We start from the raw sequence: 15442 nt of genomic DNA, 5'->3' as shown, positions 1-15442 counted from the left end.
CCATGAAAAAGTATCTGCTACCTCTACTCCTATTCATCACCTTCCATTCGCTGGCGCAGGAAGTGGGCCTCAGGCACCGCCGCAGCTGGTATCTGCCCGATCACCTGAAATTACAGTTCGCCGGCAATATCGGCTTCCTTTCCGGCGGGCCGGGCTATGTCTCTCGAAACCAGACATTGGAAACCGATTTACTTTTCGGGTTTTTACCTCAAAAGTACGGTGGAGACGCGCTGGTCACAACCACCCTCAAAACGACCTATTCGCCGTGGCGCATCGGATTAAAAAACGACTACTATATCCGGCCTTTTTTGATCGGGGCATATCTGAGCTACACTTTCGGCCCGCAGTTCGATACCAAATGGCCTTCCTACTACCCGGCAGGTTATTACTGGTGGGCGACGTCGTTCCGGCCGGGTGCTTACCTTGGAGGCAAAGCAGGCCGAAATGTAGTCATGAATAACCGGAGGAGGTCTCTCGAAGTGTACTACGAGCTAGGGACTTATGACCTTCTGATTATCAGTTATGTACAAAACAAAAGCTTCCTCAAACTGCACGACATCGTGAGCCTCTCGCTGGGTGTAAAACTCGGTTTCAATTAAATGCGCTCGGTTTTCGAGGAAATGTCGCGAATAATCTCATCCAGGGCGTGTGCCGATGTAAGTACGTGATCGAGCAGCTCGGTTTTCTCGGTGTCAGAATGCTGATAATTGCGGATCAGGTCTATCAGGCCCATCAGCCTCGCGAGCGGGGCGCGTATGACGTGCGACTGCATCCAGGCGATCTCCTGTAATTTATGGTTCCGCTCCTCAATCTCGCCAATGTACCGCAGGCGGTCGGTCACATCGTGGCCGATCGCAATCCAGTGTGTATGCACACCGCGTGCATCCGTTACGGGCAACAGCGCGAGGCTTATAAAGAATTCCTCGCCCTCGCGGACGTAACGCAGCGTGGTACCTTTGAGCGGTTCGAGGTTATAGATGGCGTCTTGCAGCTTATCAAAGTCATTGCGGGCGGGGCTGAAACCTTTCAGCAATGCCGGGCTCTTGCCTACCACTTCCTCAGGCAAATGCCCCGTAATACGCGTAAATGCCGCATTTACATACAATATTTTTAACCCCGAAATATCGTGCGGGTCGGACTCGGCGATCAGTACGGCGTCATTGGTGTTGGTAATTACCGACACGAGGAGTTTAAGCTCGTGCTGCTCCTGACGAGCCTTGGTAACATCCCTTAAAACGCCGATCATGCGAACGGCCTTCCCCAACCGGTTGCGCCGGATGTAGCCGATCTCCTCCACATAAGCATATTGCCCGTCGGTTTTCAAAAACCGGTAATCGATGCTCCACTTATGCTGTTGCGGGTCGGCAAGTTGCGCTTCGAGGCTATTGGCGACCGATTCGCGGTCGGCAGAATGCACCCGCTCTGCCCAGCGCGACAGTGGATATTGTGCCATTTCCGTTTCAATACCGAAAAGCCTGAAAAAGCCATCTCCCCATTCTATATGGTCGTCCACAAGGTCCCAATCGTAAATGGCGTCGTTGGTGGCCATGTTCACATATTCGTAGCGCTCGTTGACGTCCTTCACAAGCTCAGAATTTCGCCTGTTTTCAAATATCACTTTTAAAATCGATGCGATGCGCTCAATTACTTTCAACTCGTCTTCGCCGGGAACAGCAATTCGGTCGTAATATACGGCAAAAGTCGCCACCACTTCCTCGTCCAGAACGATGGGGTATGACCAGCAGGCCAGCAGGTTATGCGGCAGTGCCAGCTGCCGGTAATTTTCCCAGCGCAGGTCGGTGGCGATATCGCTTACGATCACCTGATGTTTCAGGAAAGCTGCCGTCCCGCACGAGCCTGCATTCTCCCCGATTTCCCGTCCATTAATGGCTTCAACGTACTCAACTGGCAGCGAAGGGGCCGCCAGGCTATAAAGTTTTTTGTCTTTGACCCCCAGCAAAGAACATTTGGAATGCGGAAACATGGCCTCCACCCCTCTTACGTACGTGTCGAGTACGCTGCTTAGCGGAGAGTCCTTGAACGAGTTCATTTCCAAGACGACCTTTTCGAGATGTTCGAGACTTTCCAGACGCTTCGCTTCCGTGACGTCGACCATCAGCCCTCTCAACACTACTGCCTTGTTATCCTCGCGGATCACCGAGACCACATCCTTGATCCATACCAGGCTGCCATCGGCCTTCCACATGCGGTAGTCGAAAGTATGGTTGCGGAGGCCCCGCGTTTCCTGCTGGCAATAGCCGACTGCCTGCTCGCGATCGTCGAAATGAATATGATTTTGCCAGAAATCCGGGTCAGCCAGCCATTCTTCTGGCGTGTAACCCAGGATATTACGAACCTGGTCACTGATAAAAATGAATTCAAAAGTGTCGGCATCCGCTTCCCATACGATCCCGTCGACTGTCTGAACCAGCGATTCGAACTGCCTGTGCGACTGGACGAGCTTCTGCTCTACGAGCTTTCGGCCATGGATATCCTGTATGACGCCGTAAATGCGTGTGCAAATTCCTTCTATCACCTCTGCCTTTCCGGTAACACGCACCCACTTCTCCCGGCCTCGCCGGGTGTCGATGATTAATTCAAGATCAAAGAGCTTCCCACTGACGATTGTCTCCTGCACCGCTTGCATAAATGCATCGCGGTGCTCGCCCGTGCGGTAAAATTCCATCGCTGTCATGAAACCAGGCTCATAATCGGCTGGCACTTCGTGGATTTCCTTCACCACATCCGACCAGTTGATCACTTCGTTGATTAAATCGGCCTCCCAGCTGCCTATCCGCGCGATTTGGAGTGTTTCGCTCAAAAATTTTTCGGATGTGAAGGGGCTGTGCGTTTGCCTTGCCAAGGTTACTTCGGTCACATCCGTGACAGTGCGGAGAATATAGGCAAGCTCGCCGTTATCGTTCCGTACCGGTGTGTTGGTCGATATGAGGTATTTGGTATCGTTATGCCCACCGCGATTCCAGGGAAAAATATGCTTGGCGACGGGCGATTGGTTGGGCAAGCCGTCGGCGGCCAGCTTTTCGAGCAGGTTGTTCCAGGGCGGTACGCGGTTGTACGGATTGTTGGGAAACGCTTCAAAAAAACCCTTTCCGATCAAATCACCACGGGTCATGTGCACCAGTTCGAGATAGGCATCGTTCACTTCGACGATCGTAAATTTCGGAACATCGGGCAGCAGCACCAGGCTTGGCGCGGGTACAAACTTGAATACCTGACTCAGATAATTGTCGATCATATCGATTTCGGCCAAAATGGCCCGATGCACAGTTTCCCTAACGATAGCTTATACACGTTGACACAGATTTTCCCAGTCCCTCAGCCCCTATCATTCCTACAATTTAAAGATATTTTCGACCAAATAAGGCAATTTAATTACTATATTGGGGTTGAAGCCTTAAATTTCCCCATGAAAACCATTCTACCTATCGCTGCCCTGTCGTTGCTGACAGGCATTGTTGCATTCGAACGCCAATCGCCTGAAACAGGGCTTTCCCCGGCCTCCGGAGAAATCGCCGTGTGCGGGCCTACTTACCAGAACCTCCAGGCACCTCTGCTCAACGGCAAATACGTTGTGGCCCTTCCCGGCTGGGGCGATTTTTCGTATAAAGTTTCGACCAGCTCCGACAGTTCGCAGTTTTACTTCAACCAGGGGCTAAATATGTATTATGGTTATCATTTTAAGGAAGCCGTTGCGTCTTTCCGCGAGGCGGGGCGGATCGATTCTACCAATGCGATGGCATTCTGGGGCCAGGCGCTCTCGATGGGCCCATATTATAATGCTGCGCATATGTATACCAAACCCGCCGAAGTGGCCCAGGCTCTTGTGAAAATGAACAGCCTTACCGCCCACGCAACGGATAAGGAAAAGCTGTTGATTGACGCCATGAATGCCCGCTATTCCGACGACCCTACCGATTCCCGGCGTGCGGAGCTCAACCAGGCCTATTCCGACAAGATGAAAAAACTCGTAGCTGATCATCCCGACGAAAACGAGTTCAAACTGCTCTATATCGACTCCCAAATGCTGATGCATGCCTGGGATTTCTGGAAAAAGGATGGCACCGCCAAGCCCTGGACGCCGGAACTGGTAGCGTTATGCGAGAAAGCCCTGAAAGCGGCCCCTAAACATCCCGCGGCCCTGCATTACCACATTCACCTTACCGAGGCATCCAAGCGTCCCGAAGTGGCCCTTGCGAGCGCAGAGGCGTTGCGTGACCTCCTTCCCGGCGTGGCACACATGGTGCACATGGCCAGCCACGAATATGAGCGCAATGGGCTATACGCGGAGGGCGTAGAGGTGAACAACCTCGCCGACGATGCGTTGCTGAATTATGATATGCTCGCTAAAAACCTGTCGCTCGCCAAGCATTCACCCCATTATTTCGCCGTGCAAACCTACTGCGCCCTTACCGCAGGCATGTATAAGGACGCGATGCGCTACGCCCGTCGCTGCCGCCAGAGCGTGGCACCCAAGCCTGAAACTACCTACGACCAATATCTTTACATGCTTCCCGTGATGGCACAAGTAAGGATGGGGAAATGGCAGCAGATCCTTACCGACTCGCTGACACCCGACCCGAAATGGGTCTATGCAAGCCTGCTCTCCGATTTTGCCAAAGGCATTGCATTCGCCAACACCGGCCGTCCCGATTCGGCAGCCGCACGGCTCGAATCGCTTAAAATAAAAGCTCAGGACGCTGTTTTAACAAAACGAAGAATCCCCTTCAACTCGCCGGCGGAAATAGCGGCCATAGCACAAAACGTGCTCGAAGGCGTAGTGGCCATTTCACGGAACGAACGTGCCAAAGGCTTTGCAGCATTGGAGGAAGCCGTCAGACTGGAAGACAAGCTTATTTACACCGAGCCCAAAGACTGGCCCCTCCCCGCCCGCCAGTTCCTTGGGGCTTACCTGCTCAAATCGGGCAAACCTGCCCTGGCCGAAAAGGTTTACCGGGAGGACCTGATTTTCAACCCATCGAATGGCTGGTCGCTGGTTGGCCTTTCACAAAGCCTTAAAGCACAGCGCAAAACAAAGCAATTGAAGGGTATTAAGACAAAATATGAACGCGCATTCGCCAAAGCCGAGCAGATTCCGGCCGGCTCTGTCTTTATAAAATAAAAGCGCTGTTCAACTTTATCCAGGATTGTTATGCGTGTTTCAAAAATCGGCAGATCGGGCCGGAATACCATCTTATCCGCCTCTTTGGTAGCCGGCACGCTGGATATCCTCGCGGCTTTTCTGGTGTATGCGGTTATTTTGGAGAAAACCAGTCCGGCGCGCATACTCATGTCAATTGCCAGCGGTATTTTCGGCAAAGCCGCCTACTCGGGCGGCACGCCGATGATCATTTCAGGTTTGCTACTGCATTTCCTGATCGCCTTTATTTTTTCCGTATTCTATTACCTTATTTACCCTCACCTGGCCTTTCTGCATCGGCGTAAACTCATCAGCGGCATTCTCTACGGTATTTTCATCTGGCTCGTCATGAACCTCGGTGTGCTGCCAACCGTATTCAAAGGCATGCCCCTTCCCGATCCTGGCGCCGCAATACTGGGCATCGCGATCGTGATTGTGGCAGTGGGGATACCGATTGCTTACATTATAGCTGCACCGCGCCGGCGATGACCAGCCCACTGAATTGATTTTAAATGAAAGAAATATATCAAGACAAAGTTCTCGGATATAAAACGTCGGCCGCCAGTTTCGTGCCAGAGCTCAACAGCCTTTCCTACACACGACTGGCCATATTTCTGATAACCGGCATCCTGATCATGCTATTCGCTGCCAGCGGCTGGATTATTCCCGTTTTGGGTACCGCCATTACCGGAGCTGTATTGTTTGTTTTAACATTAAGAAAATACAACCGCATCGCCGCCGGGAAAAAGCAGGCTGATTTTTTAATACAAATCAATGAAGCTGAACTGCTGCGGATCAGCAATAACCTGTCCGCATTTCCAACCGGCAGCGAATTCCTGGACCGTAACCACGATTACGCCGCCGATCTCGACGTGCTCGGACACCACTCGCTGTATCAGCTACTCAACAGGACAACCACCGAATCGGGCGCCCGGCTTTTGGCACACTGGCTCACAGCTCCGGCCGACCGCCAAACTATTGCCGCCCGCCAGCAGGCCGTGCGCGAACTCGCGCCCAAGCTCGACTGGCGACAGGAGTTCCAGGTCTCCGGCATGCAATTTGAAACCACCAACAGCGACTACCAGTTGCTTTTGAAGTGGGTCGAGCAGCAGCCGCAGTTCATGCCATCACGAAAAAGACTGCTTACAATCAGCCTGTCGCTAGCCGCGGTTTCCAGCGCCGCATTGGCCTACTTCCTGTACTATTTCCTATTTCATCTCCGCGACCTTTCCGGCATTCATCTATTGCCTCTGGCACTTACCCTGATCATCAATTCCGTTTACCTGCGTAAATTCAGCCATGCAGCCGAGGACATTATACTTAGCACACAACGGAACATCGGGATTCTCGGTGCTTACCAATCGCTTATTAAAACAGTTGAAAAACAACCATTTGACGCCGAAAAACTGAAAGAACTGCGCGACATTCTCACTCAGGCAGGCAACCCGGCCGCAGCCGAAATCGGCGGATTGAAAAAAACACTGGAAATGTTCCAGCAAAAGGGTACGCGCAATACCATCGGCAAGAATGCTTTTTACGGCATGATCAATAACCTGTGGCTCATCGACGTTCACCTGATCTTGAACACGGAAGACTGGAAATCAAGAAATCATCAGCACATCCGCTCCTGGATCGCGGCGGTCAGTGAACTGGAGGCGCTCGCCAGCATTGCCGGATTCGCCCATGCAAACCCCGGATATACTTTTCCTGAAATCACCGGCGAACCCTATTTAATTGATTTTAAGAAAGTTGGACACCCCTTGTTAAAGCCTCAAAAACGGGTTAGTAACGACTTTACCATGAATGGACGTGGTGCCACCACGATGATCACCGGCTCCAATATGGCTGGCAAAAGCACATTTCTGAGAACTGTGGGCGTCAACCTCGTGCTCGCATCCATGGGTGCGCCCTGTTGCGCGTCGCACGCGAGGGTCTCGCTCCTGCGCATATTCACGAGTATGCGCACGCAGGATAACCTCGAAGAATCGGTGTCGTCGTTCTATGCGGAACTGCAACGTATCGAGCAGTTGCTGACGCTCGTGGGCGAGGGCGAACCGATTTTCTTCCTGCTTGACGAGATGTTTAAAGGTACCAACTCGCAGGATCGTTTCCGCGGCGGCGTGTCGCTTATCCGCCAGCTCAGCGAGCTTAATGCGTTTGGGATGATCTCGACCCACGATCTCGACCTGGCCAAGCTCACCAAAGACCTTGCGATCAACAATTTCAGCTTCAACAGCGTCATCAGCGATGGTCAGATTTCATTCGATTACCAGCTTACACCGGGAATATGTACCGATTTTAATGCCAGCGAACTCATGAAGAGAAGCGGGATACGTATTCTTTCCGATATTCACCCGGCTTAAATCGTCAAACCCGTTTTACCACTTTTTCCAGGTATTCCAGCAAAGTGGTATCTACTTGTGCGCTGATTGTCCCGTTCCCCTCTGCCTGAGATCTGCCCGTAATGACGGCTTCGGTCATCTCTATGAAGTTGCGGATGCCGTCAGGTGAAAAGCCGATCGATCGCAGCGTTTCCTCCCATTGGCCACGCGGAATTTGCTGAGCCTTAATTTCCTTACCCAAAACTTCGCTAAACCCTTTCGCGACATCGGCTGAGCTGAGAGACGCAGGACCGCTTAATTCATAAATAGTCATGTCGCGGTCATCGTTAAGCATGATCTCAGCGGCAAAGTGGCCTACGTCGTCAGGAGATAACATCGGAATTTTGAAGTCGACGGGAAAGAATGTCGGCAGCACACCGCTTTCCTCGGCCGATTCGAGGTAGCCGAGCCAATTGCTAAAATAGTAGGCCGGCCGGATAAATATCCGCGTGAGGACAAGGCCGTCTAACGCGTGTTCCAGCATGTACGACATGACCAGATTACCTGTGCCCTCCCGGTGCTGCGCGCCCATCGACGATAGCCCGACGACCTTTCTAACACCACTGGAAGCCAATGCGGCGTGGTAGTTGGTCAGAACGTCGTTGGTCTCACCGAGCACGTTTTCTTCGCGGCCGGTTTCGGGTGTCAATGCAAAAAGCGTTTCTCCGTCACGCAAAGCCGCTTTCAACGCAGGTAGATTGAGGGCATCCGCAACAGCTGCGTCCGCGCCGCGCGATTTCAGTGCCTGAGCTTTTTCCTCATGTCTTACAATTCCCTTCACCGCCGCCCCGCGTTCCAGAAGCCTGTCCACGGCCGCCGAACCTACCCGGCCCGACGCGCCCAAAATAATATGTGCCATGATCGATAATTTTAGTGTTTGTGATGAATTAGAAAATTGCGGTTACATCAAAAATCAAACCAGCCGCATGCTATTCTCTTCCAAAGTTTTCATACCAACTGCATTTGATCCTTTTTCGCCGGCCTGTCATCAAAACGATTTTCCCGCGGCCATTCCATGCTGTTCCTTTGTTACAGAACTTTGGTACACTCATTTTATGGACCGCCGCGATTTTATGCAAACAGCCACGCTGGCAACCGGCGGCCTGTTGCTTTCATTTTTCATTCCCGGTAAATCGGCCGCGACCGCATTGGCTGCGCAGGGCTTTTCGCCCAATGCATTGTTGCGGATCGACCCCGACGACACCATCCGAATCATCCTCAACAAAGTCGAAATGGGGCAGGGTGTATGGACGACACTTGCCATGCTGATCGCCGAAGAGCTGGATTGCGACTGGACGAGCATCCGCGTGGAGCACCGGGTTATCGAAGGCGAACACATGGAGGAAAGCATGTGGGTACTCTCTACCGGTGGCTCCGACACCATCAAGTCCGAGTTCGATCGCTACCGCACCACGGGTGCCATCGCGCGTGCAATGCTAGTACAGGCCGCAGCGGAACGTCTGAGGATCACCCCGGAGCAATGCACCACCGCCGGAGGTTTCGTGCAGGCCGGGACAACGAAACTGAGCTACGGTTCCCTGGCTGCCGATGCCGCCCTACTCCCCATTCCGAACGTAAAGTTGCGCGAACGAAGTGAATGGAAGCTGATCGGCAACCCGCCACCAAAGCTCGACGTTCCCGACAAAGTGAATGGAAAAATCTGCTACGGCATCGACATCCGGTTCCCGGGGTTGCTGACCGCTGTTCTCGAACGTTGCCCAGTGTTTAGCGGCAAGGTCAGGTCGTTCGACGCATCGGGGGCATTGCGCGTAGCGGGCGTGCGGAAAGTGGTGCAGGTACCCGAGGGAGTAGCCGTGGTGGCCGATCATTTCTGGAGCGCATTGCAGGGGCGAAAAGCATTGCATGTCGAATGGGATACCGAGGGACGCACTAACCCTGACACCGGGCAACTCATCACGCAATACCGTGGATTAGCGGGTAAACCGGGCATTGTCGGGCAATCCAAAGGGGCAGTTGAAAATGCATGGCATAATGCAAAGGCTGTCTATGAGCAAGAATTTCGTTTCCCTTACCTGGCGCATTCGCCGATGGAAACGCTGAATTGCACGGTAAAACTATCGGCCGGAAAGTGTGAAATATGGACGGCGACGCAATCGGCTTCCCTCCACCGCCAGGAAGTCGCCCGATATCTGGGTTTCCGCGACGATCAGGTTACGCTTTACACGCCGGCAATGGGCGGGAGTTTCGGGCGGCGCGGCTCATTCGGGAACGATTGGGTCATGGAGGCGGTGCATATCGCTCAGGCCACCGGTGAGGCGGTGAAGCTGGTTTGGACACGAGAAGACGATATCCGCGGGGGCTACTACCGGCCTGCATACCTGCACCGGGTCAGAGTAGGGACGGATACCGACAACCTGCCGATGGCATGGCTGCACGATGTGATCGGGCAGTCGCTTTTTGTGAATACTGTTCTGGAAAAAGACATAGCGCCCAACGGGCTCGATTACAGCTCGCTCGATGGCGTGAACGGCTCACCTTATATTGCCCATTGCGCCGATCATTCCGTTGTGCTGCACACGACCGCCAATAATATCCCGGTGCTGGCCTGGCGCTCGGTGGGTAATACGCACACGGCATTTGTGATGGAGACGGTGATCGACGAGCTGGCTTTTCTAGCGGCGGCCGATCCTGTGGAATACCGCAAAAAATTGCTTGCCAACCATCCCCGACATCTTTTGGCATTGACAACCGCTGCGGAGAAAGCAGGCTGGGGCAAACAATTACCCATAGGACACTTCCGGGGAGTGGCTGTTCATGCCGCTATGGGCAGCGTGGTGGCGCAGGTAGCCGAAATATCGTACCTGAATCAGGACCTTAAAGTCCATCGCGTGGTGTGCGCCATCGCCTGCGGGCTTGCGGTGAACCCCGACGGCGTCAGGGCGCAAATGGAAAGCGGAATCATTTACGGTCTTACCGCTGCATTATACGGCGAAATCACAATCGATAATGGAGCGATCCGGCAAAGCAATTTCCACGATTACCGCATGGCAAGGATGGAAGATGCCCCCGCCATTGAAGTACATATCATTGAAGACGACGGCAAGATGGGCGGCGCAGGAGAACCCGGCGTAGCACCTATCGCACCGGCATTAGCAAATGCATTCTTCGCCGCTACCGGTCGACGCGTCAGAAATTTACCTTTGCTTTCCAATATTTGATAAATTCGGGTATGCAAAAGGCTGTCTCCAAACTTTACCATATTCCGTTCTGGCTGGCTTACCATTATCTGTGGTGGGTTGTGGCGATGGGTAATCCCTGGAAGGCTGCGCACAGCATCCTGTTTTCACCGTATGCGGTCAAATTCGTGTTTTATGTCGTGCTGCAAGCGGTGGCGGTCTATTTCAATTTATATTATCTGATCCCTAAATACCTTGAAAAGGGGCGGTTCAAATCCTATATCGGCTATTTGAGCATCACTTTGCTTGCCACGGCGCTGGTGATCGTTTCGGGGTATTATGCAAGCGCATTACTGGCGCACCAATCGGTGGAGACGCTTTTTGGCAAAGGCAGCAACTGCTTCTTCTACTTTTTCGGCGAGGCTATGCCTTCTACACTGGCGAGTACCACGCTGGCGATGAGCATTAAACTCACCAAAAACTGGGTTAGTACCGAGCGGCGGAAACAACTATTGGAAAAGGAGAAACTGGAAACCGAACTCCGGTTTTTGAAATATCAGTTCAATCCGCATTTCCTGTTCAATAGCATCAATTCCATCTTTTTTCTCATACACAAAAACCCCGACGCGGCGTCTTCGTCGCTGGCAAAATTTTCGGAGCTGCTACGGCATCATTTGTATGAATGCAACGACGAGCTGGTGCCGCTCGATAAGGAAATTACCTATCTACGCAACTTTATAGCGCTGGAAAAGCTGCGCCAGAACCGCAGCGTCGGCGTTACCACCGATATTTCTAAGGGCCTGACTGCGGACGCGGGCATTGCACCATTCATTTTGATGACTTTTGTTGAAAATGCTTTCAAACACGTTTCAAAGGATAGCAACCACGAAAACTGGATCGAAATCCGGCTGCGTGCGCAACATCATACCCTTCTATTTGAAGTTTCCAACAGCACTTCTCCGCTCGCAACGCGCCAGGCACTTCATTATGGTGGAATAGGCCTGCAAAACGTGCGCCGCCGACTCGCGCTGCTCTATCCGGGCACGCACAATCTGGCTATCCGTGATACTGACGGGATATTTGAAGTAAAACTTTCCCTCGAACTCGATACACATCCTGCGCCAAGCCCGGCCCACCTCGCCTTCTAACACAGATCCCCACCGTAATGGCTTCTTTTTAATAGAAATCTCTTTATTTAAATTTCTATTTATTTAAAATCCTTTCAACTTCTTTCACAGACTTAACCCAAGGGTAACCTGCCCTTAACCGACCGGTAACATTGCCCGCCTACATTTGTGCCGGATTTAGCAGTCAACCTTTCCTTCTCTACGATCAGGCGGCATATGCCTGACGACCGTTCTGAGCTGACATTGTCCCTGATGCCCGTCCGGCACCGGCATGATGGTACATGCCCTTTTCCAACGTGCCAGCCAGAATGGCCCGCCTCTGTATTGCAGGGAAAACCGCACCGCAAATCCACAAAATACCGATCCTGTTTCTCCGGGCATTGTGCCGGAAAGAGCACCTGAAAAGCATTTGTAAAACAGTAGGAAGTAACCAAACGAACAGAAAAATGATGAAATTAATTACTGCATGTCTCGGACTATGCGCATTCCTCCTGCTTTGGGGACCCGAAACGCGGGCTCAGGGGAATGAAGCGTCCATTGTCGGGAAAGTGAGCGAAGGACAGGCCGGACCGGTCGTCGGCGCGACGGTGTTTGTCAAGAATGAATCTACCGGTTTCAGTACGGGTACGGTCACGGACGCTAATGGCGACTACATTATCAAGCAGTTACCCCTGGGCTCACCCTACTCCATCACGGTGTCGTTTATCAGCTACGGTGAGCAGAAAAAGACCGGTTATGCATTGAACCAGGGCGATCAGCTGCGCCTCAATTTCACGCTGGAAGCCGCTGCCAACGAGCTGAAAGCCATTGACATTGTAGCGAATTCGTTGAAAAACACGGTGGTGACGCTAGGTGCCTCTACTCCCATTACAGCCCGCGACATTGCCCGCCTGCCGGTAAACGGCCGAAACTTCACCTCGCTGATCGACCTTTCCCCATTAAGCAACGGAAGCAGCCTCGGCGGTCAGCTGGCCTCCTCGACCAACTACACGATCGACGGCATGACCTCACGCGGCACCATCGCAGGCGGCGGTACCTCGGGCGCCTACTCGATCTCGATGGAAGCGATTCGGGAGTTCAAAGTCGTTACCAACGAATACGACGTGACCATGGGCCGTGCAGGCGGTGGTACGATCAGCACCGTGACCAAATCCGGCACCAACAAGCTATCCGGCAGCGCTTTCACGTTTGTCCGTAACGACGGGCTTTCCAGCAAATACGACCTTCGCGGAAATAAAAGAACGCAGGAGTTTTCGACCTACCAGTACGGATTTTCACTCGGCGGACCGATCGTCAAAGACAAAGCGCACTTTTTTGTGGCATGGGACCACCAGGCCGATTCGCGCCCGCTTTACATTGCGAACATCCTCAGTCCCGCCGATGAGGCAGCCAACAAGGTTACCAATGCGACGCTAGAACGCTTTGTGGGCATTGCACGCGACAAATACGGGGTTTCCAGCAACCAGCAGTTCGGTGCGTTCGACAAAGCGAAAGGTACCGACGCGCTTTTTGCCCGTATCGACTGGCAGCTCAACTCCAAGAACCTGCTCACGATCCGCAACAATATGGTGATCGAGAAGGATAACCTTTCGGAAGGTGATAACTCGGGTATTAACTTCTACGAGTCGTACATCGACCGTAAGAAGTTCGACAACAGCCTGATGGCCTCGCTCCGCACCACTTTGAGCCCCCGCGTGACGAATGAATTGAAAGTGCAGCATTTCTATGAAGATGTCCAGGTACTCCCCAGCTCCGAGCTTCCTGCTGCGAGCATCCCGCGTGCGATCGTCGAAAACGTTGAATCCGTGGCGGGAAATGCTACTTATCTGAATTCGATCCAGATTGGCGGCCAGCGTTTTTCTCCCGAATGGTTCAAAGGGACGGTGTTGCAGGCGGTGGATAACCTGTACTACAATACCGGAAAGATTAACTTCACATTCGGTATCGATGTGATGTACAACCTGATGCACTCACGCTACGGCAGCGAAATGAACGGCCGCTTTTATTTCACGGGAATGGATAATTTCAATAACCTGAAACCTTACCGCTACGCCCGCGAAATTTACCTGAATGAAGACCAGAGCAATAAAGTGAAGTCGCTGAGCACCGGTTTGTATGCGCAAATGGACACCAAATTGGGCGTCGGCCTGGATATGACCGCCGGCTTGCGACTGGACAATACCGTATACCTCAACCGCGCGAATTTCAGCCAGGTGGTATTTGATGAGCTGGGTATCAAAACCAATAACCGCATTAACACGCTTCAATTACAGCCGCGCGTTCAGTTTACCTGGGATGTGAACGAGCAGAGCAAAGATGTCATCCGTTTTGGCGCCGGTGTTTTCGGATCTGCACTGAACCCTTATTCGATGGTGAACAATATGCTCTTCGATGGTTCCAAAGTGGCTTCCGTTGAAATCCAGGGCGATCTCGTTCCATCACCTAATTTTCCATTGTACCGTCAGGACCCCAGCAAAGCTCCGGGTGCCGAGCTTTTCAATGTCCCCGGCATCGAGCGTCTGATCACGATCAACACCAACAGCCCCGACGCCAAAGTGCCTGTTTTGTACAAAACCAATTTCTCGTACAACCACTTTTTCAGCGACCGTCTCCGGATCGGCATCAGCGGTTATGCATCGTGGGCACGCAACAACTATATGTACATCGACCGCAACATGGTGGATGAGCCATTCTTCCGCATCGGTGCCGAAGCCAACCGCGGTGTGTATGTACCGGCTTCGACCATCAACACTTCCAATGGTGCCACGAACTGGCTCAACAGCCGCAGAACCAAACAGGTGGGCCGCGTACTGGAACTTGTGAGCGACGGCAAGAAGAACCAGTATGCACTGGTGATCGACGGAACGTTCAAGTACTTCCGCGATGGACAGATAACCGCTTCCTACACCTGGAACGACGCCAAGGATAACACTTCCTACAATGGCAACGTGGCCAACACCGCTACACTCGATCAGATGGTGATCGACGACCCGCGCGATTTGAGCCGCATGAGTTATGCCAACAATCAGTTCCGAAATAAGCTGATTGTGTACGGTACGGCCCCTAGCTTCTGGGGGATCTCGCTCGGCATTCGCTACTCCGGCATCGGCGGTACGCGCTACTCGCTGGCCGTGAGCGGTAACATGAACGGTGACTTCGTGTCTTCGAACGACCTTCCTTACGTGTATGACGCCAACAGCGCCGCAACGCCCGAGTATATCCGTACAGGCATCAAAGCCATTATGGATAATCCCGACGCGGAAGAGAGCATTAAAACATTCATCCGCGAAAACACGGGGAAAATGGCTGAGCGTAACGGCGGCGTCAATGGTTTCTATGGCGTATTCGATGTACGTCTGGGTAAAAGCTTCAAAATCCACAAATCGCACCGCATTGAGGCCTCCATTGACATATTCAACTTCGCCAACATGCTCAACAAAGACTGGGGTGTGGGGACCAACCTGGGTAAACAAACCTTGTACACGATCAAGAGCTTCGACAAGATCAAGAACGAGTTTGTCTACAACGTTAACAAAGGCGCGGGGGTATCGAGCCTGACGGGTAGCCCCTTCCAGATCCAGGTCGGTCTGCGCTACTCATTCTGATTTTTTTGAATTAATACAAAAACCGGCTCCCCGC

General features: G+C 52.6%; 9 protein-coding genes. 7 read left to right on the top strand and 2 right to left on the bottom strand.

Annotated features, from left to right (window positions below):
- Positions 1-2: 2 nt before the first annotated feature.
- Positions 3-599 carry a hypothetical protein gene (locus IEY24_RS06335; RefSeq protein WP_188929741.1) on the top strand — a complete coding sequence of 199 codons (597 nt, stop codon included), beginning with the start codon at positions 3-5 and terminating at the stop codon, positions 597-599.
- On the opposite strand, the gene IEY24_RS06330 is transcribed toward IEY24_RS06335, so the two are convergent.
- Positions 596-3256, bottom strand: a complete 2661-nt coding sequence (locus tag IEY24_RS06330) for a PAS domain-containing protein (RefSeq protein ID WP_188929739.1) — start codon at positions 3254-3256, stop codon at positions 596-598. The genes IEY24_RS06335 and IEY24_RS06330 overlap by 4 nt on opposite strands.
- A gap of 171 nt (positions 3257-3427) precedes the next feature.
- Between IEY24_RS06330 and IEY24_RS06325 the strand changes: the two genes are divergently transcribed.
- Genes IEY24_RS06325 through IEY24_RS06315 form a run of 3 tightly spaced genes read left to right on the top strand, consistent with a single transcriptional unit; the run spans position 3428 to position 7521 of the window.
- Complete coding sequence (locus IEY24_RS06325) at positions 3428-5140, top strand: tetratricopeptide repeat protein (RefSeq protein WP_188929737.1); 1713 nt, start codon at positions 3428-3430, stop codon at positions 5138-5140.
- A 30-nt stretch (positions 5141-5170) separates the two neighbouring features.
- Entirely contained in the window at positions 5171-5647 is a 477-nt protein-coding gene (locus IEY24_RS06320) for a DUF1440 domain-containing protein (RefSeq protein ID WP_188929735.1), read from the top strand.
- A gap of 23 nt (positions 5648-5670) precedes the next feature.
- Positions 5671-7521 (top strand): MutS-related protein, encoded by a 1851-nt coding sequence (locus tag IEY24_RS06315; RefSeq protein ID WP_188929733.1) that lies wholly within the window; start codon positions 5671-5673, stop codon positions 7519-7521.
- A 4-nt stretch (positions 7522-7525) separates the two neighbouring features.
- Here IEY24_RS06315 and IEY24_RS06310 read toward each other — a convergent pair whose 3' ends face one another.
- A complete protein-coding gene (locus tag IEY24_RS06310) occupies positions 7526-8398 on the bottom strand; it encodes an NmrA family NAD(P)-binding protein (RefSeq protein WP_188929731.1) in 873 nt (290 codons plus the stop codon).
- 196 nt (positions 8399-8594) lie between these two features.
- On the opposite strand from IEY24_RS06310, the gene IEY24_RS06305 reads away from it, so the two are divergent.
- The 3 genes from IEY24_RS06305 (at position 8595) to IEY24_RS06295 (ending at position 15408) form a co-directional block, all read left to right on the top strand.
- On the top strand, positions 8595-10718 hold the full coding sequence (locus tag IEY24_RS06305) for a xanthine dehydrogenase family protein molybdopterin-binding subunit (protein ID WP_188929729.1): 2124 nt from the start codon (positions 8595-8597) through the stop codon (positions 10716-10718).
- Positions 10719-10729: 11 nt separating this feature from the next.
- Entirely contained in the window at positions 10730-11824 is a 1095-nt protein-coding gene (locus IEY24_RS06300) for a sensor histidine kinase (RefSeq protein WP_188929727.1), read from the top strand.
- Positions 11825-12249: 425 nt separating this feature from the next.
- Positions 12250-15408, top strand: coding sequence for a TonB-dependent receptor (locus IEY24_RS06295; protein ID WP_188929725.1), 3159 nt, complete (start codon positions 12250-12252; stop codon positions 15406-15408).
- The last annotated feature ends 34 nt before the right edge of the window (positions 15409-15442 follow it).

It is taken from the genome of Dyadobacter endophyticus (assembly GCF_014641595.1).
In the GTDB taxonomy this organism is placed as follows: domain Bacteria; phylum Bacteroidota; class Bacteroidia; order Cytophagales; family Spirosomataceae; genus Dyadobacter; species Dyadobacter endophyticus.
The sequence above is the reverse complement of the archived record's forward strand: the minus strand, read 5'-3'. Positions and strand labels throughout refer to the sequence as shown.

Coding starts and splice junctions, on each gene's coding strand:
- IEY24_RS06335 (WP_188929741.1), top strand. CDS start 3: ATGAAAAAGTATCTGCTACCTCTACTCCTATTCATCACCTTCCATTCG.
- IEY24_RS06330 (WP_188929739.1), bottom strand. CDS start 3,256: ATGATCGACAATTATCTGAGTCAGGTATTCAAGTTTGTACCCGCGCCA.
- IEY24_RS06325 (WP_188929737.1), top strand. CDS start 3,428: ATGAAAACCATTCTACCTATCGCTGCCCTGTCGTTGCTGACAGGCATT.
- IEY24_RS06320 (WP_188929735.1), top strand. CDS start 5,171: ATGCGTGTTTCAAAAATCGGCAGATCGGGCCGGAATACCATCTTATCC.
- IEY24_RS06315 (WP_188929733.1), top strand. CDS start 5,671: ATGAAAGAAATATATCAAGACAAAGTTCTCGGATATAAAACGTCGGCC.
- IEY24_RS06310 (WP_188929731.1), bottom strand. CDS start 8,398: ATGGCACATATTATTTTGGGCGCGTCGGGCCGGGTAGGTTCGGCGGCC.
- IEY24_RS06305 (WP_188929729.1), top strand. CDS start 8,595: ATGGACCGCCGCGATTTTATGCAAACAGCCACGCTGGCAACCGGCGGC.
- IEY24_RS06300 (WP_188929727.1), top strand. CDS start 10,730: ATGCAAAAGGCTGTCTCCAAACTTTACCATATTCCGTTCTGGCTGGCT.
- IEY24_RS06295 (WP_188929725.1), top strand. CDS start 12,250: ATGATGAAATTAATTACTGCATGTCTCGGACTATGCGCATTCCTCCTG.